The organism is Pseudarthrobacter ribosi, assembly GCF_055412865.1.
This window is the reverse complement of record NZ_JBVAYZ010000011.1, coordinates 41,635-63,942: the sequence shown is the minus strand read 5'-3', so window position 1 is coordinate 63,942 and position 22,308 is coordinate 41,635. Positions and strand designations below refer to the sequence as shown.

The following is a 22,308-nucleotide window of genomic DNA, read 5'->3' as shown; positions in this document are numbered from 1 at the left end:
AGCACCGGCCCCGAACCCCGACAAGGGGCCCGGCACCGCAGGCCCGTTGACAGCCTTGGTCCACGGGGCGATCCTGTGAAGAACCTACGCTCAGGGGGTCAGACCATGCCAGTCGACGATCCAAACCGCCGCTCGGTGCTTCAGGCGTTGATGGCGGGAGGATCCGCAGCCCTGCTCACCGGGTGCGGAGTATCCGGCCTCTCCCCCGCAGCCTCCCCCTCCGCCGGCGGGACTGGTTCCGCGGCAACAGACCGCATCAGCATCACGGACCAGCGCGGCAAGACACTCACCTTCACCAGGCCGGTCACCAAGGTGGTGACGATACCCATGCCGGCAGCGTCGCTGTTGGTCGCCGTCGACCGCAGTGCCGAACATCTGGGTGCCATGCACAACGCATCCTGGGTCGCGATGCGTGACGGCATCATGGGAACCATGTTTCCGCAGGCGCTGGAACTGCCTCACGACATTGCGACGCAGGACTTCACTCCCAACGTGGAGAGCGTGCGCGCCCTGAACCCCGACGTCGTGATCCAGTGGTCGGACGCCCAACTGATCGAGCCGCTCGAGAACGCCGGGCTGACGGTGATCGGCCTGAAAAACACCGGCAAACAGGAGGACGTGGACGCCTGGGTGACGATGTTCGCCGCCATGCTTGGCAAACCCGAGCGGGCCACCGAAATCAAGGCCCACAGCGACAAAGAACTCGGCGAGATCAAGTCGCTGGCGGCGGGCCGCGGCTCCGAGGGGCCCAGCATTCTTTACTTCAACCGGTTCACCGGCGGGCTCAAAGCCGCGGCAGCCGATACGTACAACGACTTCTATATCAAACTCGTCGGCGGCACCAACCCCGCCACCGGCCAGGACCCGTTGACCGGTTCGGGCATGGTGGGCCTGGACGTGGAGCAGGTCCTGAGATGGGATCCCGACGTAATCCTGCTGGGCAATTTCGACCAGGCCATGCCGCAGGACATCTATTCGAACCCGGTGTGGCAGACCATTTCCGCGGTCCGCTCGCGGCGCGTCTACAAGGTTCCGCTCGGCGGCTACCGCTGGGATCCCCCGGGGCAGGAATCACCGCTCATGTGGCACTGGCTCACGGCCATCGCTTTCCCCCAGGAACGGTCAGCGCTGCGCGGCAAAGTTCGTGAATACTTCCAGTTCCTTTATGGCCAAGAACCCCCGGAGGAGGCGCTGGACCGGATTCTGTGGGTCCCGGAGAACAGCGGCTCAGCCAATTACCAACAGTTCAATGCTGGATGAGGCCAGTCCAGCGCGGCTGAAGCGCCGTGGCCCGCGGGCCGGCCGGACCGCCCCCCAGCCCGGGCCGGGAGTACGCGCCCGGAGATTTGCCGTTCTCGGGCCCATTTCCGTCGCCGCCGTCGTACTCACCGCGGCCGGACTGCTCGCGCTGGCGCTCGGCAGGTTCCACGTGCCGGTGTGGCACGTCGTCCAAATTCTCGCGGCGCAGGTCGTGCCCTTCCCGATCGAAGCCAGTGAGACCGAGCAGAACGTTGTCCTGCTCGTGCGGCTTCCCCGGATCCTGCTTGGCCTGCTGGTGGGCGGCGGGCTGGCGATCGGCGGCGCCGCCCTGCAGGCCATCTTCCGGAACCCCCTGGTCAGCCCGGAGATCATCGGGGTATCCGCGGGGGCCTCCTTCGGCGGAGCGCTGGCCCTGCTGCTCGGGCTGGGGCCGTTCATACTGGTCGCGGGCTCATTTTTCTTCGGCATGACAGCCCTCGTGATGCTGATCCTGATCACATCGGGCCGCGGCGGCTCCTCGATGTTGATGGTCGTGCTCGGCGGTGTCGTGACGGGTTCGTTCTTCTCAGCCTTGGTGGCGCTGGTGACCTATCTCGCGGACCCGAACACCACCCTGCCGGCGATCGTTTTCTGGCTGCTTGGCAGCGTGTCCACCGCGACGTACGCGAAGGTCGCGGTCGCGCTGGTCCCGGTGTTGGGCGGCACCGTCGTGCTCCTGTTGCTGCGCTGGCGCATCAACGTGCTCTCCCTGGGCGACGAGGACGCGGCGGCTCTGGGCGTCAAACCGCGCCTCCTGCGCTGGGTGGTGCTGGTGGCGGTGGCACTGATTGTGGCCGGCGCGGTGGCGGTCAGCGGGGCGGTCAGCTGGGTGGGCCTGGTGGTGCCGCATCTGGCGCGGATGTGGGTGGGCCCGGACCACCGCGTGCTCCTGCCCGTGTCCTTCCTGCTCGGCGGCGCCTACATCATTCTGGTGGACACCGTGGCCCGCACCCTTACCGCCGGGGAGATTCCGCTGGGCGTCCTGACGGCCCTTATCGGCGCACCTGTTTTCTTCCTGCTGCTGCGCCGGAACCGTGACAGGATCTGGGAAAGTGCTTGAGCTGGACGGTGTGGGATTCGGCTACGCCGGGCAGGACTGGGTCTTCCGGGACGTCAGCTTCCGGGTGCTGCCAGGCACGGCCACCGCGGTGCTGGGTCCGAACGGCAGCGGCAAGACCACGCTGGTCCGCTGCGCTGCCGGACTTCTGGCGCCGGCGGCGGGCACGGTCCATCGCACCGACGGTGCCGGCTATGTGCCGCAGGCCCGCGGCAGCACGTTTGGGTACACGGCCCTGGACATGGTCCTGATGGGGCGGGCCCGGCAGGTCGGGGTCTTCCGGACACCTGGCGCCAAGGACCGGACCGCCGCCCTGGACGCGATGGACAAGGTAGGCGTTCCCGGGCTGCGCAACCGGCGTTTTCCTACCCTCAGCGGCGGCGAGCAGCAACTCGTCCTGATAGCCCGGGCCATCGCCGCAGGCTGTCCTGTTCTGGTGCTGGACGAACCTGCCACCGGGCTCGATCTAAAGAACCAGGTGCGGGTGCTGTCACTTCTGCGCGAGTTGATGGCCGACGGCATGGCCCTGCTCCTGAGCACTCACCACCCGGACCACGCCCTGTACCTGGCCGACAGGGCTGTCCTCCTGGGCCGGAGCGGAACACTGACCGGCCCGGCGGAAGAGCTGCTCACGGACGCCTCACTCACGGCGCTCTACGGCGTTCCGGTGAGGACCCTGCCCTATGACGACGGCGGCACAGCGCGCCGGACCATCGTGGTCCCCTACGGAGAAGGTTCGGAACCGCGGCACCGGGAAAGCGGCGGAAGGTGAACGGGCGCCGGACCTAGCCGGTGTTGCGCAGGCCCGCCGCCACGCCGTTGACCGTGATCAGCATGGCGCGCTGGAGGCGTTCGTCGATCTCGCCGTTGGGCATGCTCCCCGCCGCGGCCTCGGAACGGATCCGGCGCAGCAGTTCCACCTGGAGGTAGCTGATCGGATCGAGATACTGGTCCCGGATCTCCAGGGAGCGCTTCAGGGTGGGCTGCGCGTCGAGCAGCAGGTCCTCGCCGGTCAGCTTCTGGATCTCGGTGACGGTCAGCTCGTATTCGGCCCGGATAGTGTGGAACAGGTGGTGGAGTTCCGCCGGCACGAGGGTGGAGACGTAGTAGCCGGCGATGTCCATATCCGTCTTCGCCAGCGTCATTTCCACATTCGAGAGGACCGAGCGGAAGAAGTGCCAGCCCTCCATCATCTCCACCAGCTGGGCCGAGTGGCCGGCCTCGCGGGCGGCCTTCAGCCCGGAGCCGACGCCGAACCAGCCCGGGACGATCTGCCGGGACTGTGTCCAGCCGAACACCCACGGGATGGCCCGCAGGCCCTCGAGGCCCGCGCCGGAATCGGGCCGCTTGGACGGCCGGGAGCCGATGTTGAGGGACCCCAGCTGTTCCACCGGGGTGGACGCCATGAAGTAGGCCGGCAGGTCCGGGTCATCGATCAGCGTCCGGTACCGGGCAAAGGCGGCATCGGAAATGGTCTCCATGACGTGGCCGTAGCGTTCGCGCTGGTCCTCCGAGGTGCGCGGAGTGCGGTGCAGCGCTGAGCCCTGCATGACCGCCGCGAGCGACAGTTCCAGGTTTTCGCGGGCGAGTTCGGGCAGCGAGTACTTGTCCGAGATGACTTCACCCTGTTCGGTGAACTTGATCTCGCCTTCCAGCACCCCGTTCGGCTGGGCCATGATCGCGTCGTAGGTCGGCCCGCCGCCGCGGCCCACGGAACCGCCGCGGCCGTGGAAGAGGCGCACCCGGACACCGTGCTTCGCCGCGATGTCCCGGAGTTTGCGCTGGGTCTTGTGGATTTCCCACTGGCTGGTCATCACACCGGATTCCTTGTTGGAGTCCGAGTACCCGAGCATGATTTCCTGGACGTCGCCGCGCAGCCGGACCAGCTCGCGGTAGGAGGAATCGGAGAGGAGCTCGTCCACGATCTCGGCCGAGGCCCGCAGTTCCTCCACGGTTTCCAGGAGCGGGGCGAAGCCGATCCGGGCATACGGGGCCGCGCCGAAGAGGCTGACCAGGCCCGCCTCGCGGGCCAGTACCGCCGCGGCCAGGACATCGTCCGCGCCGCGGGTCATCGAGATGATGTACGTCTCGATCACGTCCGGCCCGTAGGTGCGCAGGGCCCGCCGGATCTCGCGGAAGACGTCATAGGTGCCGTCGGCGACGCCGTCGAGCTTGATCGGGTGGCCGGACAGCGGGCGGCGGGAGGCGAGCTCGGACCCGAGCACCTCGAGCCGCTCGGAACGGCTGAGCTCCGCGTACCGGACACCGGGGCCGCCGAGGCGGTCCATCAGCTGCCCGACGGCGTCGTGGTGGTGGTCAGCGTGTTCGCGGATGTCGAGGGTGGCCAGGTGCAGGCCAAAGGAGGCGATGGCGCGCCGGACCCGGGCCAGGGCGCCGTCGGCGGCGAGCGCGGCGTGGTGGTTGCGCAGCGAGCGCTCCAGCAGGCCCAGCTCGGCGAGGAGCTCAGCAGTGGCGGTGTAGTCGCGGCCCGGTTCGTGCGTCGATCCGGCCGCGACGCGCCGGCCCGTGTTGAGCAGCTTGGCCTTGATACAGGTCAGTTTGAGCCGGTAGGGCTCCTGGGCGTTCAGTTCGAGGACGCGGCGGTCCAGGCCGGGGAGGTTCTTGAGGTCGACGTCAATCGAGTCCAGCAGCTCCTGGTCCGCCCCGGCGAGCGCGGTCGAGTTGGACAGGATGGAGATCAGCCCGTCGATCAGGCCGATGCTGATCCGTATGGCGTGCTGGTTCTGGATCTGCAGGATTTCGCGGGTGACGGCTGCGGTGACGTTGGGGTTGCCGTCCCGGTCGCCGCCGATCCACGAGCCGAACCGGATCGGCGCCTTCTCCACGGGGAGGCTGACACCGTGTTCGCTGAGCAGTTCGGAGAGGTCCGAGAGCATCTCCGGCATGGCGTCGCCCAGGATGCCGGTGAGGTAGTAAATCGCGTTCCGGGCCTCATCCACCGGGGTGGGCCGGACCTGGCGGAGTTCGTCCGTCTGCCACATCTGGTCGATCACCTCGGCGAGCTGGCGGTCCTGGCGGCGGCGTGCGGACGTGCCTTCCGCCGTGCTCTCGGCGAGGATGTCGGAGAGCCGGCGGACCTTGTCCAGCACGGAGCGGCGGGAGGCCTCGGTCGGGTGCGCGGTAAAGATCGGCCGGACGTCGAGTTCGTTCACGACTTCCTGCAGCACCGAGGTCCCGGCCTGGCCGGCGATGTCGGTGACGGCCTTGGCCAGCCAGCCGTCCTTTTCCTGCCGGGTGCGCAGCCCGCGGACCCGGTGCACCTGCTCGGCGGCATTGGCCAGGTGGAAGTAGAACGCAAAGGCGCGGACCAGGTCGGTCGCCTGCTCCAGGGGCAGGGAGCCGAGCAGTTCGCGGACCTGGGCGACGACGTCGTACGAGCTCCACGGCCCGGTGGCATCCGCGCCGCCGCGGGCGGCTTCCTTGGACTCCTTGGTCAGCAGGCGCACCTGCTCCACCATGTCCAGGAGCTCGGGCCCGTGCTGGCGGACCAGGGATTCGCCGAGGAGGGTGGAGACCCGGCGGACGTCCGCGCGCAGTTCGGAGGCGAGGTCGGTGCCGGGGTTTGTTGCAGTGTCAGCCATGGAAACAACAATCTTTCGAGAGGACTTGGCTCGTACACTGCGCTGGATACTGTGAGCCGGGTTACTTTCTTCCTAAAGATGCTACCCGCAGCCACGGCCGGCGGGGAATCCGTCTCAGATTGTGTCCGGTTCCCTGACCTGATGCGCCGCGGGCGGCCTGGCGGGCAGAATGATCCGGCCGCTGTAGGGATCACAGTGATCCGGGCCGTTGCCGGACTGGCTTGATTCGTGCCGCTGCTGTTTGAGTTCCTCACGGGCCGCGGCCGCCTCGTGGCGGGTCGGGGCACCGGTGGCCGGATCCATCATGCCCAGCACACTGCCCAGGGTGCCGGTGGCGCCTTTCGGATTCCCGCCCCGCCGCAGCGTGGACATCCCCGCCAGGGTGAACCCGACGATCACGGCCACGCCGGCGAGAGCGGGCCCGAGAATTTCAAGAACCATGCACCCAGCGTACGCGCGCCGCAGCCCGCCTACCGGGCGATTTTGAAGTTGAACGCTCCGGTACCCAGCGCGCCCCAGATCCGCACCCAGACCGGCAGCATCATTTCGGCGCCGCGGGCGGTGGTGATGTCGCCCAGGTCGATGATGTCCCGGTGCCCGAAGCCCGCGAGCAGCCCGCTCACGATCTCCTTGGCGGCCGCGTCGTTTCCGGAGACGAAGACCGAATGGTCGCCCCCGGCCACACTGGCCGGATCCACCATGACGCTGGCGGTCATCGTGTTGAGGGTCTTCACCACCCGGGCTTCCGGGAAGGCCCGCTGGATCTGTTCGCCGAGGCTGTCGGTGTTCACCGGGTTCAGCGACGGCGGAAACCCGCGGGAGAAGTCCAGCGGGTTCGTGACATCCATGACCACCTTGCCGGCCAGGTTTGCCGCGCCCGCCGCGGTGAGCGCCTTGAGGGAGCCCGCGCCGTTCGTGGCGTTCACGACCAGGTCCGCACGGGCGGCGGCGTCCGCGAACGTGGCGACGTCGATCCCCCGGTGCGCCGCCTGCCATGCGGCAAAGGATGGGCCGCCCGTCGCGCCGGGCTCGGTCCGGGCCTGCGTCGTCTTCGGATCCCGCGTGCCGATCACAACGTCATGACCGAGCGCGGCCAGTGCCGCGGCGATCGTGGGGCCACGGTGCCGGTTCCCAGTACAGCAATCTTCACGACATCCTCAGTTCGGGTTGGTTCAGTTCGGGATGGCCGGGTTCACGACATCCAAGGGTAGACAATTCCGTCTACCCCTCAGCAGGAAGTTATCAGACAGACCTGTCTACGGCAACCATAGACAGACTTGTCTGGGTACCATGGAGCCATGACGCCGCCAGCAGCCGCAGCACCACGGGCCGTCCGCACGCCAGCCGGGCCGGCCCGGGACAAGATCCTGGCCACGGCTTTCCGGCTCTTCTACGCCCAGGGGCTCCGGGCGGCCGGCATCGATACGATCATCGCCGAGTCCGGCGTCGCGAAGGCCACGTTCTACAAGTACTTTCCGGCCAAGGATGACCTGATCCTGGCCTACCTGGAGAAGGTCGACGGCGTCTGGACCGGGCAGCTCCACGCCGCGGCGGAAGCCGCCGGACCTGATCCTGCAGCCCAGCTCGTGGGGCTGTTCGACGCCCTGGCCAGCGCCTGCCGCCGCGACGGCTACCGCGGCTGCGCCTTCATCAACGCCGCCGCCGAGTCCGCTTCCGGAACCCGCGTCCACGCGCGGACGGTGGCGCACAAGGAGCACATCCGGGCCTGGATCCGGAACCTGTCCGCCCAGGCCGGCGCCCCGGATCCGGACCAGCTCGCCCGCAGCCTGACCCTGGTCCTCGACGGCGGCCTGGCCAGCGGCGTGCTCGACGCCGACCCGGCGGCGGCCACCGCCGCCCGCCGCACCGCAGCACAACTTGTGTCCGCAAACCTCGGGAGGAACCCGTGAACACTTCACAACCCGGCCCCGACGCCCAGCTCGCCCGCTGGCAGCGCTTCCGGAACAGCCGCAACACGGCCCTGGCCAGCGAGTACGGCTGGCTGACCCTGACGTCGTTCCAATGGCTGGAGGACCAGCCGGCGGAGGTCGAACTCGTCCCCGGCCTCTGGTCCACGGACGGCACGACGGCGTTCTTCACCGCCGCGGCGGCCGAGGGACTGACGCTCGTGGAGACCGGCGAGTCCGTGGACGGCACGATCAGCGCGGCGCTGGCCCATGAGGAATCGCTGCTCTGGGTCCAGTATGGCGGCGCGGACGGCCGGCAGGTCGTCGTGGAACTCGTCCGGCGCGCCGACAAGTACGCGGTGCGCACCCGGGATTCGAAATCGCCGGTGTTCACCGGGTTCGACGGCGTCCCCACCTTCGACTACCGGCCGGACCTGGTGGTCGAGGCCAGCTTCCACCCCTATCCGGAGCCGGTTGAGGTCCCGATCGGCACCGCCAACCCCCTGGTCGACGGGGTCCACCGGTCCGTCGGCGAACTGGTGTTCCTGCTCCCCGGCAAGGACCACGAGTTCCACCTGCAGGCCGAAGAGGAAAAGCTCGGGGCGCTGACGGTCACGTTCCACGATGAGACCAACGGAGAATCAACCGATGAATGGCGGAAGGTTTCCACGGCCCGGCCGCGCGTCGACTCGCGGGGAAACCGCACCGTGATTTTGGACTTCAACCGGGCAATCAACTACCCGAGCGCTTTCACCCCGTACGGCACCTGCCCCATGCCGGTGAAAAACAACAGCCTGGACTACCGGATCGAGGCGGGCGAGAAGGAGCCCGCGCTGTTCTAGACGATCGCGGACACCCCGGTCACGGCCCGGCCCACGATCAGCGTGTTGATCTCGAACGAGCCCTCGTAGGTGTAGATCGCCTCGGCGTCGGCGAAGATCTTGGCCATCCGGTAGTCGGTGACGATGCCGTTGCCGCCCAGCAGGGACCGGCCCATCCCCACGGTCTCCCGCATCCGGGCGCTCACATAGGACTTCGCCAGCGCCACCTGAGGCATGTCTGCGGTGCCCTGGTCCTGCAGCTGCGCGATCCGGACCATCATGCCCATGCTCGCCACGGCATTGCCAAGCATCGTGACCAGCTGCTGCTGGACCAGCTGGAACTTCGCCAGCGGCCGGCCGAACTGCTGGCGTTCGACGGCGTACTGCCGGGCGACGTCGAAGGCTGCCAGCTGCTGGCCAACACCCTGCCAGGCGACCATGATCCGCGAGCCGCGCAGCAGTTCATTGGTGTCCTCGAAGCTGTTGATCCCGGCGAAACGGTCTGATTCGGCCACCTGCACGTCCTTGAAGACGATGTCCGCGTTCTGCACCGTGCGCAGCGCGATCTTGTTCTCGATCCGGCTCCGGCTCACCCCCGGCAGAGTGGCGTCCACGATGAAGCCGCGGATGCCGCCGTCGGCCCCGTCACGGGCCCACACCAGCATGTAGTCGCAGAACGTCCCGTTGCCGATCCAGCGCTTGGCGCCGTTGAGCACCCAGCTGTCGCCGCCGTCGGGCGCCCCGCCCGGGACACGCCGGGCGACGGTCTCCATGCCGCCGGCCACGTCGGAGCCATGCTCTGGTTCGGTCAGCGCGAACGCGCCGGTGATCCGGAGGCTGGCGGCGTCCTCGAGCAGGCGCGCCTTTTGCTCCTCGGAGCCGAAGCCGTAGAGCGATTCGACGAAGAGGTCGTGGTGGACCAGGAAGAACGTCGCCAGCGAGGTGTCCACCCGGGTCATCTCGGCAATAACCAGTCCGGCAAACAGGTTGCTGTAACCGCGCTGGGCCGGGGCGCTGAGCTCCAGGGCCGCGAGCTTGGGCAGGATGTGCGCGGGGAACTCGGCCTTGTTCCACCACTCGCCGGCAAACGGTGCCACCTCGCGGGCCAGGAACACCCGCAGTTCGGCCAGCTTTGCCTGTTCACCGGGATTGAGCAGCGACTCGAAGTCGAAGAAATCGGCGGTCGGCAGCCCCGCGACGGATTCCGCGGGAGCGGGGGGATCGGCGAGCCCGGCCGGCATCATTTCGGCCCCATCCGGATGGCGCCGTCGAGGCGGATGGTCTCGCCATTGAGCATGGCGTTCTCCACGATGTGCGCGGCGAGGTTCGCGTACTCGGCCGGCCGGCCCAGCCTGGAGGGGTGCGGCACCTGCTGGCCCAGGGAGTTCTGGGCTTCCTGCGGCAGTCCGGCCATCATGGGCGTCTCGAAGATGCCCGGCGCAATGGTGACCACCCGGACCAGCGAGCGCGCCAGTTCACGGGCAATCGGCAGTGTCATCGCGTGCACCGCGCCCTTGGAGGCGGCGTAGGCCGGCTGGCCGATCTGGCCGTCGAACGCGGCGACGGAGGCGGTGTTGATGATGACGCCGCGCTCGGGCCCGCCGAGCTCGGTCACGGCCGGCTCGGTCGCCGCCATGGCGGCCGCCGCCAGGCGGATGACGTTGAAGGTGCCCACGAGGTTGATCTGGATGACGCGGTTGAAGCTCGCCAGCGGCAGCGCGCCCTCCCGGCCCAGCACCTTGCCGGGGGTGGCGATCCCGGCGCAGTTAACCACGATCCGCAGCGGACCGAGGGCGACGGCGGCGTCGACGGCGGCCTGAATCTCGTCCTCGCTGGTGACATCGGCGGGAACGAAGAGCGCCCGGTTCACGGGCTGCATCGGGCTGCCGGCTTCAGGGGACGCCGCCTGGACGTTGCGCCCGGCGTTCAGCTCGGCGGCGAAAGCCGCGCCGGCGGAGCCTGGCAGGTCCACCAGGACCACCGAGGCGCCGGCGTCGAACAGGCGACGCGCCGTCGCGGCCCCCAGACCGGAGGCTCCGCCCGTAATCAGCGCAACAGTACCTTTGATGTCCATGCATCCTCCTTGATGTGGAACCCGAGCCCGCCGCGACACTGTGGGCAGCGTCACGCACTTACCGCGAACATTAGTTAGTGAATGTTAACTGGAATGCGGGCGTTCCGCACCTTCACCCTGCCGCTACTAGGCTGGGCCCATGACCCCGGCCGACATTTCCCCCTGCCCCGACTGGTCTTTCCGGGCGGATGAAGCTGCCCGCTCGGTGACCAGGCTGTTCGGGCAGCGGCTCTTCTTCCTGCCGGGAACCCACATCGCCGCGATCGTCCGGCCCTCGGGCCGGCTCAAGAACCTGGCCCGGCCCTGGCACTACTGGTGGCAGGCGCACTACGTGGACTGCCTGGTGGACACGGGGCGGCGCGAACTCGGCACTGCCGGCCGGACCGGGGCGCGGTTCGACGGCGCGGACCGGCCCAGCGCCGGCCGGCTCGCCTCCCGGCTGGTCACCGGGATCCGGCTCCGCAACTTCCTCACCGTCGTCAACAACTATTACGACGACATGGCCTGGCTGGCGCTGTCCACGCTGCGGCTGGAGCACCTCGCCAGGGACAGCCGCACGGAGGCCGGGCGCCGCCGCAACACTCGCGTCCTGAAGAGCCTCACGCTGCAGTTCGATTCCGCCTCCACGGACGACCTCGGGGGCGGGACGTTCTGGAGCAAGAAACGGGACTTCAAGAACACCCCGGCCACGGCACCGGTGGCCCTCTATTACGCTCGCACCGGCCAGGCGGCCAAGGCACAGGCCCTGCTGGACTGGCTCCAGGCCCGGCTCTTCGACCCCGAACAGGGCCTGTACCGGGACGGCCTGCGGATTGCCCCGGGCGGCGACGTGGTGCTGGAAAGCGCCATCTACACCTACAACCAGGGCCCGGTCCTCGGCGCGCTGCTGGAGCTCGGCGGCGGCGCCAACCTGGCCCGCGCCGCATCCCTCGTGGCGTCGGTGGCACGCAGCCTCACCCTCCCCGCGCCCCTGGCGGGGCGCAACGCCACGGTGCTGCGCTGCGAGGGCACCGGCGACGGAGGACTGTTCACCGGCATCCTCGCCCGGCATCTGGCCATCGCGGCGGTCGACGCGCGGCTTCCCACCGCAACCCGGGCGACGGCCGCGGCACTGGTCAATGACACGGCCGAGGCCTTCTGGGAGGGCCGGCGCCTGCTGTCGGCCCAGGACCCGCTCGCCCGGAAGGGCAGCCGGATCGTGTTTTCGACCCGCCCCGACCGGCCGGCGCGGGACACCTACCCGGCGGGCGCCGCCGTCGAACTCTCCACGCAGCTGCAGGCCTGGATGATACTGGAAGCGGCCGCCGCCATCGCCGCCGCGCATTAAGTCACGCATTAGTTTTGTAATTGATGTGATCCTCATCACTTAAAGTGCCCTCGGCTTGGTCGCTTAGGTTTGGCTAACCTACAGTTTTTCGTAGTGAGCATGCCCTAACTTCCCCGCTCACAGGGGGCTAGGGTTCCTACGACCTTCCCCCAGAAAGCAGCCCCATGAAGATCCGCAAGAACGCGCTGGCAGGTATCGCACTTGCCGCCACCGCCACTCTCGGCCTGGCCGCCTGCGGCTCCGGCGCCTCCACCGCCCCCAGCAGCAGCGCCGCCGCTGACGGGACGATCTCCGGAGAAATCACCGTCTACAACGCCCAGCACGAGTCCCTGACCAAGGAATGGGTGGACGCGTTCACCGCGGAAACCGGCGTCAAGGTCACCATGCGGCAGGGCTCGGACACCGAGATGTCCAACCAGATCATCCAGGAAGGCCAGGCCTCCCCGGCCGACGTCTTCCTCACCGAAAACTCCCCGGCCATGGCCCAGGTGGAAAACGCCGGCCTCTTCGCCGACGTCGACAAGGCCACCATCGACCAGGTGCCCGCCGAGTTCCGTCCCTCCACCAGCAAGTGGACCGGCATCGCAGCCCGTTCCACCGTGCTGGTGTACGACAAGGCCAAGCTGAGCGATGACCAGCTGCCCACGTCCATGCTGGACCTGGCCAAGCCGGAGTGGCAGGGCAAGTGGGCGGCCTCGCCGTCCGGTGCCGACTTCCAGGCGATCGTCTCCGCCCTGCTGGAGCTCAAGGGCGAAGCCGCCACCGAGGAATGGCTTCAGGGCATGAAGGCGAACTCCAAGGCCTACAAGGGCAACAGCACGGCTATGAAGGCAGTCAACGCCGGTGAGGTCGACGCCGCCCTGATCTACCACTACTACTACTACGGCGACCAGGCCAAGACCGGCGAGAACTCCAAGAACGTCACCCCGTACTACTTCAAGAACCAGGACCCGGGCGCGTTTGTGTCCGTCTCCGGCGGCGGCGTGCTGAATTCCTCGAAGAACGCGGCGGCGGCCCAGGCCTTCGTCAAGTTCATCACCGGCAAGAAGGGCCAGGAAGTCCTGCAGAAGGGCACTTCCTTCGAGTACGCCATCGCCTCTGACGTCCCGGCCAACGAGAAGCTCGTCCCGCTGACGGAACTGCAGGCACCCACCGTGGATCCGGCCAAGCTGAATTCCGCCAAGGTCACCGAGCTGATGACTCAGGCGGGACTGCTCTAACCACGTGACAACCAAGCTGGCGGCTCCCGGAACACCCGGGGGCACGACGACGGCGGGCAGGGGCAAGCGCCCCCGCCCGCCTTTCGGCGTTTCCATGGTTTCCGTGCTGGCGGTCCTGATCGCCCTTTTTGCGCTGATTCCGCTGGGCTACGTCATCGTCATGACGGCCGCCACCGGCTGGGACACGGCCGTGGACCTGATCTTCCGGGCACGCGTCGGCGAGCTGCTGCTCAACACCGTGCTGCTGATGCTGATCACCGTGCCGCTGTGCCTGGTCCTCGGTGTGGGCGGCGCCTGGCTGGTGGAACGCACCCAGCTCAGGGGGCACAAGTGGTGGGCCGTGCTGCTCGCGGCCCCGCTGGCCATCCCGGCCTTCGTCAACAGCTACGCCTGGGTCTCCGCGGTGCCGTCGCTTGAGGGCCTGTGGTCCGGCGTGCTGATCGCGACGCTGTCCTATTTCCCGCTCGTCTACATCCCGGCCGCCGCCACGCTCAGCCGGCTGGACCCGGCCATCGAACAGTCCGCCGCGTCCCTGGGCCTGGGCGCGTGGCGCACCTTCTTCCGCGTGGTGCTGCCGCAGCTGCGCATCGCGATGACCGGCGGGGCGCTGCTCGTTTCCCTGCACCTGCTGGCCGAGTACGGCGCCTTCGCGATGATCCGGTTCGACACCTTCACCACCGCGATCATGGTGCAGTACCAGTCCACCTTCAACGGCACCGCCGGGAACATGCTCGCCAGCGTCCTCGTGTTCCTGTGCCTGATCCTGCTGCTGGTTGAAGTGCGCAGCCGCGGCAGCGCCCGGTACGCCAAGATCGGCTCCGGCGCCCAGTCACGCACCCTGCGCCTTCCGCTGCACGCCTACCAGCTCCCGGCCCAGCTGTTCCTCACCGCGCTCACCGCGCTGGCCTTCGGGCTGCCGCTGACCTTCGTGCTGCGCTGGATCATCGCCGGCGGCCCGGACATCTGGGCCGCCGAGGAGTTCCTGCCGGCCCTGCTGCAGACCCTGATGTACGGCCTCGCCGGCGCCCTGGCCACCACCGTCGTGGCGTTCCCCATGGCGTATCTGGCCGTGCGGCACCCCAGCTGGTTCAGCAAGGCCCTGGAGCTGTCCAACTACATCACGAGCTCCATGCCCGGCATCGTGGTGGGACTGGCCTTCGTGACGGTCAGCATCAAGGCGGCGCCGAGCCTCTACCAGACCTCCGCATTGCTGATCGCGGCCTACGTTTTACTGTTCCTGCCACGTGCCCTGGTCAACATCCGTTCCGGCCTGGCCCAGGCACCGAAGGAACTCGACGAGGCAGCCCAGGCGCTCGGCAAGCCGCCGCTGCTGGCCTTCCTCCGGGTCACCCTGCGGCTCACCGCCCCGGCCGCCGCGGGTGGCGCCGCCCTGGTGTTCCTGGCAATCGTCAACGAGCTGACCGCGACGCTGCTGCTCTCCCCCAACGGCACCCGGACGCTCGCCACCGAGTTCTGGAGCAAGAGCAGCGAAATCGACTACGCCGGCGCCGCCCCGTACGCCCTGCTGATGATCCTGATTTCCGCGCCGATGACCTACCTCCTCTTCCAGCAGTCCAAGAAAGCAGCGGGACAGTGACCCAGTACAGCCCTTCCCGGCTCCCGGAACCGCGGGTCGCCGCCTCCGTGGCCACCAGCACGAACAACCACCTGGAAATCGACGCCGTCACCAAGAACTTCGGACCCCAGGCCGTCCTCATGGGCGTCAACCTGTCGGTGGCCAAGGGCGGCACGACGGCGATCGTGGGGCCCTCCGGCTCCGGCAAGACCACCCTGCTGCGGCTGATCGCCGGATTTGAGCACCCGGACACCGGCAGCATCTCGCTGAACGGCGCCAAAGTGGCCGGCGACGGCGTCTGGGTGCCGGCGCACAAACGCCACGTGGGCTATGTGGCGCAGGACGGTGCGCTCTTCCCGCACCTGAGCGTCGGGCGGAACATCTCCTTCGGCCTCGACGCCGGCAGGCTCCCCGGCGGGCACGGCGGCGTGAAGGCCCGGGTCGCCGAGCTGCTGGACATGGTGTCCCTGGACGCCGCCATGGCCAAGCGGCGCCCGCACGAGCTCTCCGGCGGGCAGCAGCAGCGGGTCGCCCTGGCCCGCGCCCTTGCCCGCGAGCCGGAACTGATGCTGCTGGACGAGCCGTTCTCGGCGCTGGACGCGGGCCTCCGCGTGGCCACCCGCCGCGCAGTGGGCAAGGTGCTCCAGGACGCCGGTGTCACCACCATCCTGGTCACCCACGACCAGGGCGAGGCGCTGTCATTTGCGGACCAGGTCGCGGTGATGCGCGGCGGACGGCTCGCGCAGATCGGCAACCCGTTCATCGTGTACACGCGCCCCGCGGACCGCGCCACCGCGGAATTCCTCGGCGACGCCGTCATCCTGGACGCCTGGATGGAAGGCTCCCTCGCCACCTGTTCCCTGGGCGGCATCCCCGTGCGCCGGCCCCCGGCGCAGGGGCGGGTCCAGCTCATGCTGCGGCCGGAACAGATCCGGATCGCCGAGGACGGCCCCATCCGCGGCGTCGTGGTGGACACCGATTACTTCGGCCCCGAAACGACCGTGCGGCTCAAGCTCGCCGTCCCTCCCGTCCTCGCGGAAGGGGCCGTGGCGGACCACCGCTATCCCGGCGGCGGCGAAATCATCACCATCCGGCACTGGAACGCCTCGATCGCTCGCCCGGGCACCGAACTGTGCCTCCGCGTCGTCGGCGAAGCAGTGGCCTTCCCGATGGAAGACCTGCCCCCGGCGTAGCCGCGGCGGGGCGGCCCCGGCCGGCCCGCTGTTCCCAGTCCGCTTCCCCCTCCGTCTTCCCCTCTGTCGAGGAGTGCCCCGACGGGGCCCGTTGAGCCGGTCCGGCTCCCGGCATAGGGTGGGGCGCATGACTGTTCAGCCAGCGCTCCACCGCCAGCACTGCTCCGTAGCCGCCCCCACCCAGTTGTGGCTCGACGCCGAGGGGCGGCTCGCCAGCGGCCACGGTGCCACCAACGCCGCGGGCTCCTCCGGCGCCGCGGGCGGCGGCTGGTTCACCGGTCTGCTGCACGGGGACACCCGGATGCTGTCCCGGGCCGAGGTGCGGGTGAACGGCCTGGAGCCGGAGCCCGCCACGGTGGAGGCCGAGGCCGGCGGTGTGCTGCGCGTGCGGGGGCTGGTCCGCGGCATCCCGGGCCCCACCGAGGACCCCGCCGTCGAACTCCTCCAGACCTGGACGGTCACACCCGGTGTCGTCCGGCACTCCCTGCGGCTGAGCACATCCCTCGAGGCGCTCGACGTGGAAATTGAAATCCAGCTCGCCGCGGACTTCACCGACATGGCCGCGATCCGGCTCAGCCGCTTCCGCGAGCCCTCCGAGCCGTTCTCCGCAGACGATTCCACGCTGCGCTGGCGCGACGGCGCACGGACCCTGACCGTCGCCGCGCCCGGCAGCGTCGTATCCGGCGCCCGGCTCCTCTGGCGCGGCACGGCAGGACGCGGCCGCCCGCTGGACGTGGAGTGGCAGGCGGTCCTGGCCGACAGCGAGGACGCCGTGGTGGCAGCCCCGCCGCCGTCCTCGCGCCGGGTCCGCGCCCAACCCTCCGGCGCCCTGGGCCTGCTGCTGGACAACGCGCTCGACGAGCTCGCCGGCCTCCGCCTGGCCACCCGGGCGCTGCCTGACGCGCCGTTCGCTGCCGCCGGGGCGCCCTGGTATTTCACCCTGTTCGGCCGCGATTCGCTCTGGGCCGCACGGCTGCTCCTGCCGCTCGATCCCGGGCTCGCCGCCGGCACGCTGCGTACCCTCGCGGCGTTCCAGGGCACGAAGAACGACCCGGGTGCCGCCGAGGAACCCGGCAAGATCCTGCACGAGCTCCGGGCCAAGGAACTCGTCCTGGAGAGCCAGGGCCTGCGGCTGCCCCCGGTGTACTACGGCGCCGTGGATTCCACCCCCCTGTGGCTCTGCCTGCTGGCCGAGCTCGGCCAGGCCGGCCTGGACGACGCCGTCGTCCGTTCGCTGCTGCCGAACGCGGCCCGGGCGGTGGAATGGCTGCTGGCCGCCGCGGGCGCGCCCGGAAGCACGAACGGCGGGTTCCTCAGCTACCAGGACCCGACCGGCCACGGGCTCAGCAACCAGGGCTGGAAAGACTCCAGGGACGCCATGCAGTTCCGCGACGGCCGGCAGGCCGACGGCCCGATCGCGCTCGCCGAGGTGCAGGGCTACGCCTACCAGGCCGCCGTGGACACTGCCGATCTCTTTGAAGCCTATGGCGAGCCGGGCGCCCAGGCTCTGCGGGACTTCGCCGAGGTGCTGCAACAGAACTTCCGCGAGCGCTTCTGGGTCGAGGACGACGACGGCCCCTTCCCCGCGATGGCCCTCGACGGGCACGGCGAGCCGCTGGACATCCCGGGCTCCAACATGGGGCACCTGCTCGGCACCGGAATCCTGGACGCCTCGGAGGCCCGGCTCGTGGCGGACCGGTTGCTTAGCCCTGAGCTGTTCTCCGGCTACGGGGTGCACACGATTTCCCGGCGCGCGGCCGGTTTCTGGCCGTTCAGCTACCACTGCGGTTCGGTCTGGAGCCACGACACCGCGATCGCGGTCCGGGGGCTGCTCGCCGAGGGATTCCTCGCCGAAGCCCGGACCATCGCCGAGGGCCTGCTGGCCGCGTCCGGCTCCTTCGGGCACCGCCTGCCGGAACTGTTCGCCGGCACCACCGCCGGGGAGTCCGGCCACGCGGTGCCCTATCCGGCGTCATGCCATCCGCAGGCGTGGTCCTCAGCCTCTGCGGTGGTGATCGCCCAGGCCATGGGCGTCGGGTTCTAGGGGGCAGACCAGGGGCTGTCTCGGGACCGGGGCCTTGGCCGGGGCCGGGAAGGGACCGTGCCGGTCACGGGGCCGGCCGTTTGGTCTGCGGGTAGGGCGTTTCGTGCCGGGCGAGCATCTCCACGAATCCCGCGATCTTCTTCGCCCTCGTGGCGGCCTGCTTGACGGCGTTGGTCCGGTAGATCAGGGCGTACCGGTTCACCGAGGTCAGGACGTCGAACATCGCCTGCGCCCGCGGTTCGGCAGCGATGGCCGCGGCCAGGTCCTCGGGCACTTCGGCCGTTGCCGCGCCGGAGTAGGCGGCTTCCCAGCGGCCGTCCGCCTTGGCGCTGTCGACGGCGGCGCGGCCGGCGGGAGCCATCCTGCCGGCGACCTCGAGGCGCCCGATCCGCTCCACATTCCGGGCGGACCACATGCTTTTCGGGCCCCGGCGGGTCATCCGCTGGAACGAACTCTCCGCATCGCGCCGCCGGCCCTGGCCGTCGATCCAGCCGAAGCACAGGGCCTCCTGCAGGGCGGCTTCGTAGTCCAGCTCCGTCACCGAGCCGCCTTTCTTGTGCAGCACCAACCACACGCCGGGGCTCTCCGCGTGGTGGCGCTCCAGCCACGCCCGCCACTCGGCGGCATCCTTCACCAGCAGTTCGTCAAGTTCACCAGCCATGGCACCATTGTGCTCCGCTCTGACCACGGACACCGATTTGGTGGGACTATATCCCTGAGAGCCGAAAACCCGTCACCACCTTGAGGAGCAACGATGCTGCGTGTCCGCCCGATCCACTTCACCTCCAGCCTTGATGAATGGGAGCGGCTGCTCACCGGACTTGGCATGGTCAAGACCGTTGACGAGCCCACGTGGCGGGAGTTCGACGCCGGCTCCGGCCGGCTCGCCCTCCATTTTGTCGAGCAGGGCTCGGCCGAGGACGGCACCACCTCCCTCGGCGTCGAGGTCGGCGACCTGAAGGAATTCGCCCGGCGGACCAAGGAGTCCGGGGCGGCCGAAGGGGGCACCACCGCGGAACTCGTCGACGCGGACCACGGCCCGTCCTGCCGCGTCACGGCCGCGGACGGCTTCAGTTTCCTCGCCGACCCGGCCAGGAGCGCCACGGACGGCAGTTGGGGCGGGTCGACGGAAGCGGACCCGGGCATCGCCGTCGTCGGGGTCTGGTTCTCGGAGGACGCGGTGGCGGCGGCCCGGACCCTGCGGGACATCGGCGCCCGGCCCCGCCCGCTCCCGGGCTCCGGAGCCGACGCCGACACCGCCGAATCGGAAACCTTCACGGCGAAGAACGGCGGGATCCTGATGGTGGGCACCGGCACCGGATCCGGGCGTGCCGGCCTGGGCTTCGAATACGCCGGCGACCTGACCGCCCTCCGTGAGCGTCTGAACGATGCAGGAAACGAGTCCGCGGTCATCGAGGACGCCGTCATCCCCACCCTGCACGTGGCCAGCCCCGATGCCGACGGCACCGCCGCCCACCCGCCGCTCTGGATTTCCACGGCACCGGCCGCCGGGTGAGCGGTATTCCCGGCGTCAGTCCGCCAGCACGCCATTGCAGAGCCGGTTGACGACTTCGGTGAGCATGGCCAGCCCGGCGACGCCCTCGCGCTCCATGCTCCGGCCCTGCTCAATGTGGATCTCGGCGCAGTACGCGGCCTTAGGTCCGTCGTAGCTGCCCCGGCATTGCTGGCGATCTGAACGACGGCGCGGGGAACGGGTCAGGGATGGGGTAGAACTTAACCATGAACGTTCGCACTCCTGACCCGAACCCCGGCTGGCTCTCCGACGAAGATTTGTTCGAGGCGCGCGGCCGGCTGCCCATGGTCTACGTCGAGGCCGTCCCGGTCAGGCTGGATCCCCTCGGGTTCGTGAACGAGGTCGGCACCCTGCTGCAGGCCGACGAGGACGGCAACATGATCCGCTCGCTGGTCTCCGGCCGGGTGCTGTACCGCGAAACCATCCGCGCCGCCCTGCTGCGCCATATGGAGAAAGACCTCGGCCCCCTGGCGTTCCCCCAGTTGCCCATCAGCCCCGTGCCGTTCACGGTGGCCGAGTACTTCCCGTCCCCGTCCCACACCGGGTTTACGGATGACCGCCAGCACGCCGTCGCCCTGGCGTACATCATCCCCGTCACCGGCGACTGCTCGCCGCGGCAGGACGCGCTGGAACTGACCTGGATGACCCCGCAGGAAGTCATGAGCTCGGATGTCCAGCTGGAATTCAGCGGCGGCCGCGGTGCCCTGATCCGCCAGGCGCTGGCCTTCGCCGGCGTCGGGAACTGACCGGCGGCGGCTGCGTCCCCAACTTCCCGCGCGCGCCTTTGTAGACTGTTGGGCGGACCGCAAAAGAATTTAAGGACTGCAATGACCCACCCCCCGGCCGCCCCGAACTACATCGAACAGCAGGCTGGATTTCTGCAGAGCGGCGATCATCTGCTCTTGCCCGATGGCAACCGCTCCGCCGAAATCCAGCGCATTGACGTCGAAACCGACGATTTCGGCACCCCCGCCATGGTCCTGGCGACCCTCACGGGAGGCGGCGGACTGCGGATCGCGGCGGCCTCCACCGTCCGGATCGTCGGGGCGGCCGCCGGGACTGGCGAGCCGGCCGAGGAGGATGCCGGCTCCCCTGCGCAGCCCCTCGAACCGGCCGCCAATGCGACCGGTGCGGCCGGCGCCCAGGGCGGCGCGGGCGGGCGTGAAAGGGCCGAGGTGGCCGAGGAAGCCGCCGCTCCCGCCGTCGTCATCCCTCCGCTGCCGCCCGTTCCGCCGGCGGTGAGCGGCCCCAGCGAAGAGGACCTGGCGCTGATCCCCGCCCTGGAGGGCACGCCGGAGTCCGTGGTGCAGACTGTTGCCGAGGCCCACCCGAGCTCGGCGGGGGTGCTGCTGCTCAGCGAACGGCTGGCCAAGGGCATCAACACGAAGTCCGGCAGCTGCCTCAAGGACCTCAGCGACCTCGCGCAGGAGCTGTTCATCATCCATAAGGACGCCGAAAGCGCCCTCGCCGTCGCGGACCTGCTCAATGTGCTGCCCTTCGACGGCAACCGCGGCCGCTGGGCATCGGTGGAGGCCTCCCTCGCCTTGTCGAGCTACATCTGCCGACAGCTCGGCCAGGAGGAGCGTGCCGCGGTCTATGAGAAGTTCCTGCGCGCCCCCGATGCCATGGAGACGGACCCGTTCAAGGCCCGGATCAACGCCAAGGTCCGCCAGCGCTCGCTCAACGAACCGAACCTGTACGACAAGGAAATCTTCCGCTCGATGGACAACTCGAATCCGGAGGCGGAACGCGAGTGGCGGCTCCTGCGGCTCGAGGCCCTGCTCTTCCTGCGCGCCCACGGCGGCTCGGAAACCATCGGCGCCCCGGAGCTGGACCGCCGGATCGGCAACGAACTCGAGTCCGTCCGTTCCTGACGCATTTGACCCCTACCCCCTTCCGGCCGGGCGTTGTAGATTCACCCCATGACGAACAATCTGAGCCTTGTGATCAACTCTGACGCGCAGCAGGTTTGGACAATGCTGCGCGAGCCCGCCAAGGTAGCCCAGTGGCACGGGTGGGAAGCCGACGACCAGGCGGCCGAGATCAATGAGATCTACTTCAGCCCCAATGTCATCGAAGGCGCCGACCATACGTCTCTGGTGGTCGACGGCGGGGACGTGTTCACCTTGAAACCGGTCCCGGGCGGCACGGAAGTCAGTGTCACGCGGGCCGCGGTGGACCACAATTCCGAGTGGGCCGCCTGGGACGAGGACATCACCCAGGGCTGGCTGACCTTCCTCCAGCAGCTCCGCTTCGCCCTCGAACGGCATCCGCACGGCAAACGCCGGACCTTCTTTTTCTCCGTCCCCGGGAACGAAGGGTCCGCGATCGAAAAGCTGGGCCTGTCCGACGTCCCCAAGCCGGGCGAACCGTACTCGCTCACCCTGGCCACGGGCGAGAAAGCCTCCGGCAAGGTCTGGTTCCGCAGCAACCACCAGGTGGGGCTCACGGTCCACCACTACGCGGAACACGGCGATGGCCTGGTCATTGTGGCGGACCAGCCGGTCGTCAAGGACCTCCGGCCCGAGGGCGGAGCCCTGGCCATCGTCTCCACCTATGACCTCGGGGCGCACCAGTTGGAGTCCATCCGCAACTACTGGGACAAGTGGCGGGCTGAGAACTACCCCACATCCGATCCGCTGCACTAAGGGTTG

The 22,308-nt window shown here is 69.1% G+C and carries 20 protein-coding genes; 14 read left to right on the top strand and 6 right to left on the bottom strand.

What is annotated here, in order from left to right:
- Window positions 1–105 precede the first annotated feature (105 nt).
- The 3 genes from ACZYZ5_RS12650 to ACZYZ5_RS12640 are packed head-to-tail and all read left to right on the top strand — an operon-like array spanning window position 106 to window position 3,128.
- Window positions 106–1,260: an ABC transporter substrate-binding protein gene (locus ACZYZ5_RS12650; protein WP_463902088.1), complete on the top strand. Its 1,155-nt coding sequence runs from the start codon at window positions 106–108 to the stop codon at window positions 1,258–1,260.
- Window positions 1,250–2,359, top strand: a complete 1,110-nt coding sequence (locus ACZYZ5_RS12645; protein ID WP_463902087.1) for a FecCD family ABC transporter permease — start codon at window positions 1,250–1,252, stop codon at window positions 2,357–2,359. The genes ACZYZ5_RS12650 and ACZYZ5_RS12645 overlap by 11 nt, the downstream gene beginning before the upstream one ends.
- Window positions 2,352–3,128, top strand: coding sequence for an ABC transporter ATP-binding protein (locus ACZYZ5_RS12640; RefSeq protein WP_463902086.1), 777 nt, complete (start codon window positions 2,352–2,354; stop codon window positions 3,126–3,128). Before ACZYZ5_RS12645 ends, ACZYZ5_RS12640 begins: the two co-directional genes overlap by 8 nt.
- A 13-nt stretch (window positions 3,129–3,141) precedes the next feature.
- Here ACZYZ5_RS12640 and ppc read toward each other — a convergent pair whose 3' ends face one another.
- The 3 genes from ppc to ACZYZ5_RS12625 form a co-directional block, all read right to left on the bottom strand.
- Window positions 3,142–5,958, bottom strand: coding sequence for a phosphoenolpyruvate carboxylase (ppc, locus tag ACZYZ5_RS12635; RefSeq protein WP_463902085.1), 2,817 nt, complete (start codon window positions 5,956–5,958; stop codon window positions 3,142–3,144).
- A gap of 114 nt (window positions 5,959–6,072) precedes the next feature.
- Entirely contained in the window at window positions 6,073–6,399 is a 327-nt protein-coding gene (locus ACZYZ5_RS12630) for a hypothetical protein (protein WP_463902084.1), read from the bottom strand.
- A gap of 29 nt (window positions 6,400–6,428) precedes the next feature.
- Window positions 6,429–7,031, bottom strand: coding sequence for an NADPH-dependent F420 reductase (locus ACZYZ5_RS12625; RefSeq protein WP_463902083.1), 603 nt, complete (start codon window positions 7,029–7,031; stop codon window positions 6,429–6,431).
- Window positions 7,032–7,256: 225 nt separating this feature from the next.
- Here ACZYZ5_RS12625 and ACZYZ5_RS12620 point away from each other — a divergent pair, with 225 nt between their 5' ends.
- Together ACZYZ5_RS12620 and ACZYZ5_RS12615 are read left to right on the top strand one after the other, a co-directional pair.
- The gene (locus ACZYZ5_RS12620; protein WP_463902082.1) at window positions 7,257–7,868 is read left to right on the top strand and encodes a TetR/AcrR family transcriptional regulator; all 612 of its coding nucleotides are present in this window, start codon (window positions 7,257–7,259) and stop codon (window positions 7,866–7,868) included.
- Window positions 7,865–8,707: a DUF1684 domain-containing protein gene (locus ACZYZ5_RS12615; RefSeq protein ID WP_463902081.1), complete on the top strand. Its 843-nt coding sequence runs from the start codon at window positions 7,865–7,867 to the stop codon at window positions 8,705–8,707. The genes ACZYZ5_RS12620 and ACZYZ5_RS12615 overlap by 4 nt, the downstream gene beginning before the upstream one ends.
- On the opposite strand, the gene ACZYZ5_RS12610 is transcribed toward ACZYZ5_RS12615, so the two are convergent.
- Both ACZYZ5_RS12610 and ACZYZ5_RS12605 read right to left on the bottom strand, forming a co-directional pair.
- Window positions 8,704–9,930: an acyl-CoA dehydrogenase family protein gene (locus tag ACZYZ5_RS12610; protein ID WP_463902080.1), complete on the bottom strand. Its 1,227-nt coding sequence runs from the start codon at window positions 9,928–9,930 to the stop codon at window positions 8,704–8,706. The two genes, ACZYZ5_RS12615 and ACZYZ5_RS12610, sit on opposite strands and share 4 nt — an antisense overlap.
- Window positions 9,927–10,760 carry an SDR family NAD(P)-dependent oxidoreductase gene (locus ACZYZ5_RS12605; RefSeq protein WP_463902079.1) on the bottom strand — a complete coding sequence of 278 codons (834 nt, stop codon included), beginning with the start codon at window positions 10,758–10,760 and terminating at the stop codon, window positions 9,927–9,929. The genes ACZYZ5_RS12610 and ACZYZ5_RS12605 overlap by 4 nt, the downstream gene beginning before the upstream one ends.
- A gap of 139 nt (window positions 10,761–10,899) precedes the next feature.
- Between ACZYZ5_RS12605 and ACZYZ5_RS12600 the strand changes: the two genes are divergently transcribed.
- The 5 genes from ACZYZ5_RS12600 to ACZYZ5_RS12580 all read left to right on the top strand — a co-directional run bounded on the left by ACZYZ5_RS12600 (window position 10,900) and on the right by ACZYZ5_RS12580 (window position 18,120).
- Window positions 10,900–12,087: a glycoside hydrolase family 76 protein gene (locus tag ACZYZ5_RS12600; RefSeq protein WP_463902078.1), complete on the top strand. Its 1,188-nt coding sequence runs from the start codon at window positions 10,900–10,902 to the stop codon at window positions 12,085–12,087.
- 164 nt (window positions 12,088–12,251) lie between these two features.
- Window positions 12,252–13,307: an iron ABC transporter substrate-binding protein gene (locus ACZYZ5_RS12595; RefSeq protein WP_463902077.1), complete on the top strand. Its 1,056-nt coding sequence runs from the start codon at window positions 12,252–12,254 to the stop codon at window positions 13,305–13,307.
- 4 nt (window positions 13,308–13,311) lie between these two features.
- Entirely contained in the window at window positions 13,312–14,904 is a 1,593-nt protein-coding gene (locus ACZYZ5_RS12590) for an ABC transporter permease (RefSeq protein ID WP_463902076.1), read from the top strand.
- Entirely contained in the window at window positions 14,901–16,076 is a 1,176-nt protein-coding gene (locus ACZYZ5_RS12585; protein ID WP_463902075.1) for an ABC transporter ATP-binding protein, read from the top strand. Before ACZYZ5_RS12590 ends, ACZYZ5_RS12585 begins: the two co-directional genes overlap by 4 nt.
- A gap of 127 nt (window positions 16,077–16,203) precedes the next feature.
- A complete protein-coding gene (locus tag ACZYZ5_RS12580; RefSeq protein WP_463902074.1) occupies window positions 16,204–18,120 on the top strand; it encodes a glycogen debranching N-terminal domain-containing protein in 1,917 nt (638 codons plus the stop codon).
- 64 nt (window positions 18,121–18,184) lie between these two features.
- Here ACZYZ5_RS12580 and ACZYZ5_RS12575 read toward each other — a convergent pair whose 3' ends face one another.
- The gene (locus ACZYZ5_RS12575; RefSeq protein ID WP_463902073.1) at window positions 18,185–18,781 is read right to left on the bottom strand and encodes a YdeI/OmpD-associated family protein; all 597 of its coding nucleotides are present in this window, start codon (window positions 18,779–18,781) and stop codon (window positions 18,185–18,187) included.
- 93 nt (window positions 18,782–18,874) lie between these two features.
- Here ACZYZ5_RS12575 and ACZYZ5_RS12570 point away from each other — a divergent pair, with 93 nt between their 5' ends.
- The 4 genes from ACZYZ5_RS12570 (at window position 18,875) to ACZYZ5_RS12555 (ending at window position 22,302) form a co-directional block, all read left to right on the top strand.
- The gene (locus tag ACZYZ5_RS12570; protein WP_463902072.1) at window positions 18,875–19,636 is read left to right on the top strand and encodes a VOC family protein; all 762 of its coding nucleotides are present in this window, start codon (window positions 18,875–18,877) and stop codon (window positions 19,634–19,636) included.
- Window positions 19,637–19,860: 224 nt separating this feature from the next.
- Window positions 19,861–20,400 (top strand): NUDIX hydrolase family protein, encoded by a 540-nt coding sequence (locus ACZYZ5_RS12565; protein ID WP_463902071.1) that lies wholly within the window; start codon window positions 19,861–19,863, stop codon window positions 20,398–20,400.
- An 81-nt stretch (window positions 20,401–20,481) separates the two neighbouring features.
- A complete protein-coding gene (locus ACZYZ5_RS12560; RefSeq protein ID WP_463902070.1) occupies window positions 20,482–21,528 on the top strand; it encodes a DUF6707 family protein in 1,047 nt (348 codons plus the stop codon).
- Between the two features lie 48 nt (window positions 21,529–21,576).
- Window positions 21,577–22,302, top strand: coding sequence for an SRPBCC family protein (locus tag ACZYZ5_RS12555; protein WP_463902069.1), 726 nt, complete (start codon window positions 21,577–21,579; stop codon window positions 22,300–22,302).
- The last annotated feature ends 6 nt before the right edge of the window (window positions 22,303–22,308 follow it).

Bases quoted from the DNA above. Each gene is read 5' to 3' on its own strand.
- ACZYZ5_RS12610 (WP_463902080.1), bottom strand. From the start codon at position 9,930: ATGATGCCGGCCGGGCTCGCCGATCCCCCCGCTCCCGCGGAATCCGTC.
- ACZYZ5_RS12560 (WP_463902070.1), top strand. From the start codon at position 20,482: ATGACCCACCCCCCGGCCGCCCCGAACTACATCGAACAGCAGGCTGGA.
- ACZYZ5_RS12605 (WP_463902079.1), bottom strand. From the start codon at position 10,760: ATGGACATCAAAGGTACTGTTGCGCTGATTACGGGCGGAGCCTCCGGT.
- ACZYZ5_RS12600 (WP_463902078.1), top strand. From the start codon at position 10,900: ATGACCCCGGCCGACATTTCCCCCTGCCCCGACTGGTCTTTCCGGGCG.
- ACZYZ5_RS12580 (WP_463902074.1), top strand. From the start codon at position 16,204: ATGACTGTTCAGCCAGCGCTCCACCGCCAGCACTGCTCCGTAGCCGCC.
- ACZYZ5_RS12620 (WP_463902082.1), top strand. From the start codon at position 7,257: ATGACGCCGCCAGCAGCCGCAGCACCACGGGCCGTCCGCACGCCAGCC.
- ACZYZ5_RS12650 (WP_463902088.1), top strand. From the start codon at position 106: ATGCCAGTCGACGATCCAAACCGCCGCTCGGTGCTTCAGGCGTTGATG.
- ACZYZ5_RS12595 (WP_463902077.1), top strand. From the start codon at position 12,252: ATGAAGATCCGCAAGAACGCGCTGGCAGGTATCGCACTTGCCGCCACC.
- ACZYZ5_RS12555 (WP_463902069.1), top strand. From the start codon at position 21,577: ATGACGAACAATCTGAGCCTTGTGATCAACTCTGACGCGCAGCAGGTT.
- ACZYZ5_RS12575 (WP_463902073.1), bottom strand. From the start codon at position 18,781: ATGGCTGGTGAACTTGACGAACTGCTGGTGAAGGATGCCGCCGAGTGG.
- ACZYZ5_RS12645 (WP_463902087.1), top strand. From the start codon at position 1,250: ATGCTGGATGAGGCCAGTCCAGCGCGGCTGAAGCGCCGTGGCCCGCGG.
- ACZYZ5_RS12570 (WP_463902072.1), top strand. From the start codon at position 18,875: ATGCTGCGTGTCCGCCCGATCCACTTCACCTCCAGCCTTGATGAATGG.
- ACZYZ5_RS12630 (WP_463902084.1), bottom strand. From the start codon at position 6,399: ATGGTTCTTGAAATTCTCGGGCCCGCTCTCGCCGGCGTGGCCGTGATC.
- ppc (WP_463902085.1), bottom strand. From the start codon at position 5,958: ATGGCTGACACTGCAACAAACCCCGGCACCGACCTCGCCTCCGAACTG.
- ACZYZ5_RS12565 (WP_463902071.1), top strand. From the start codon at position 19,861: ATGAACGTTCGCACTCCTGACCCGAACCCCGGCTGGCTCTCCGACGAA.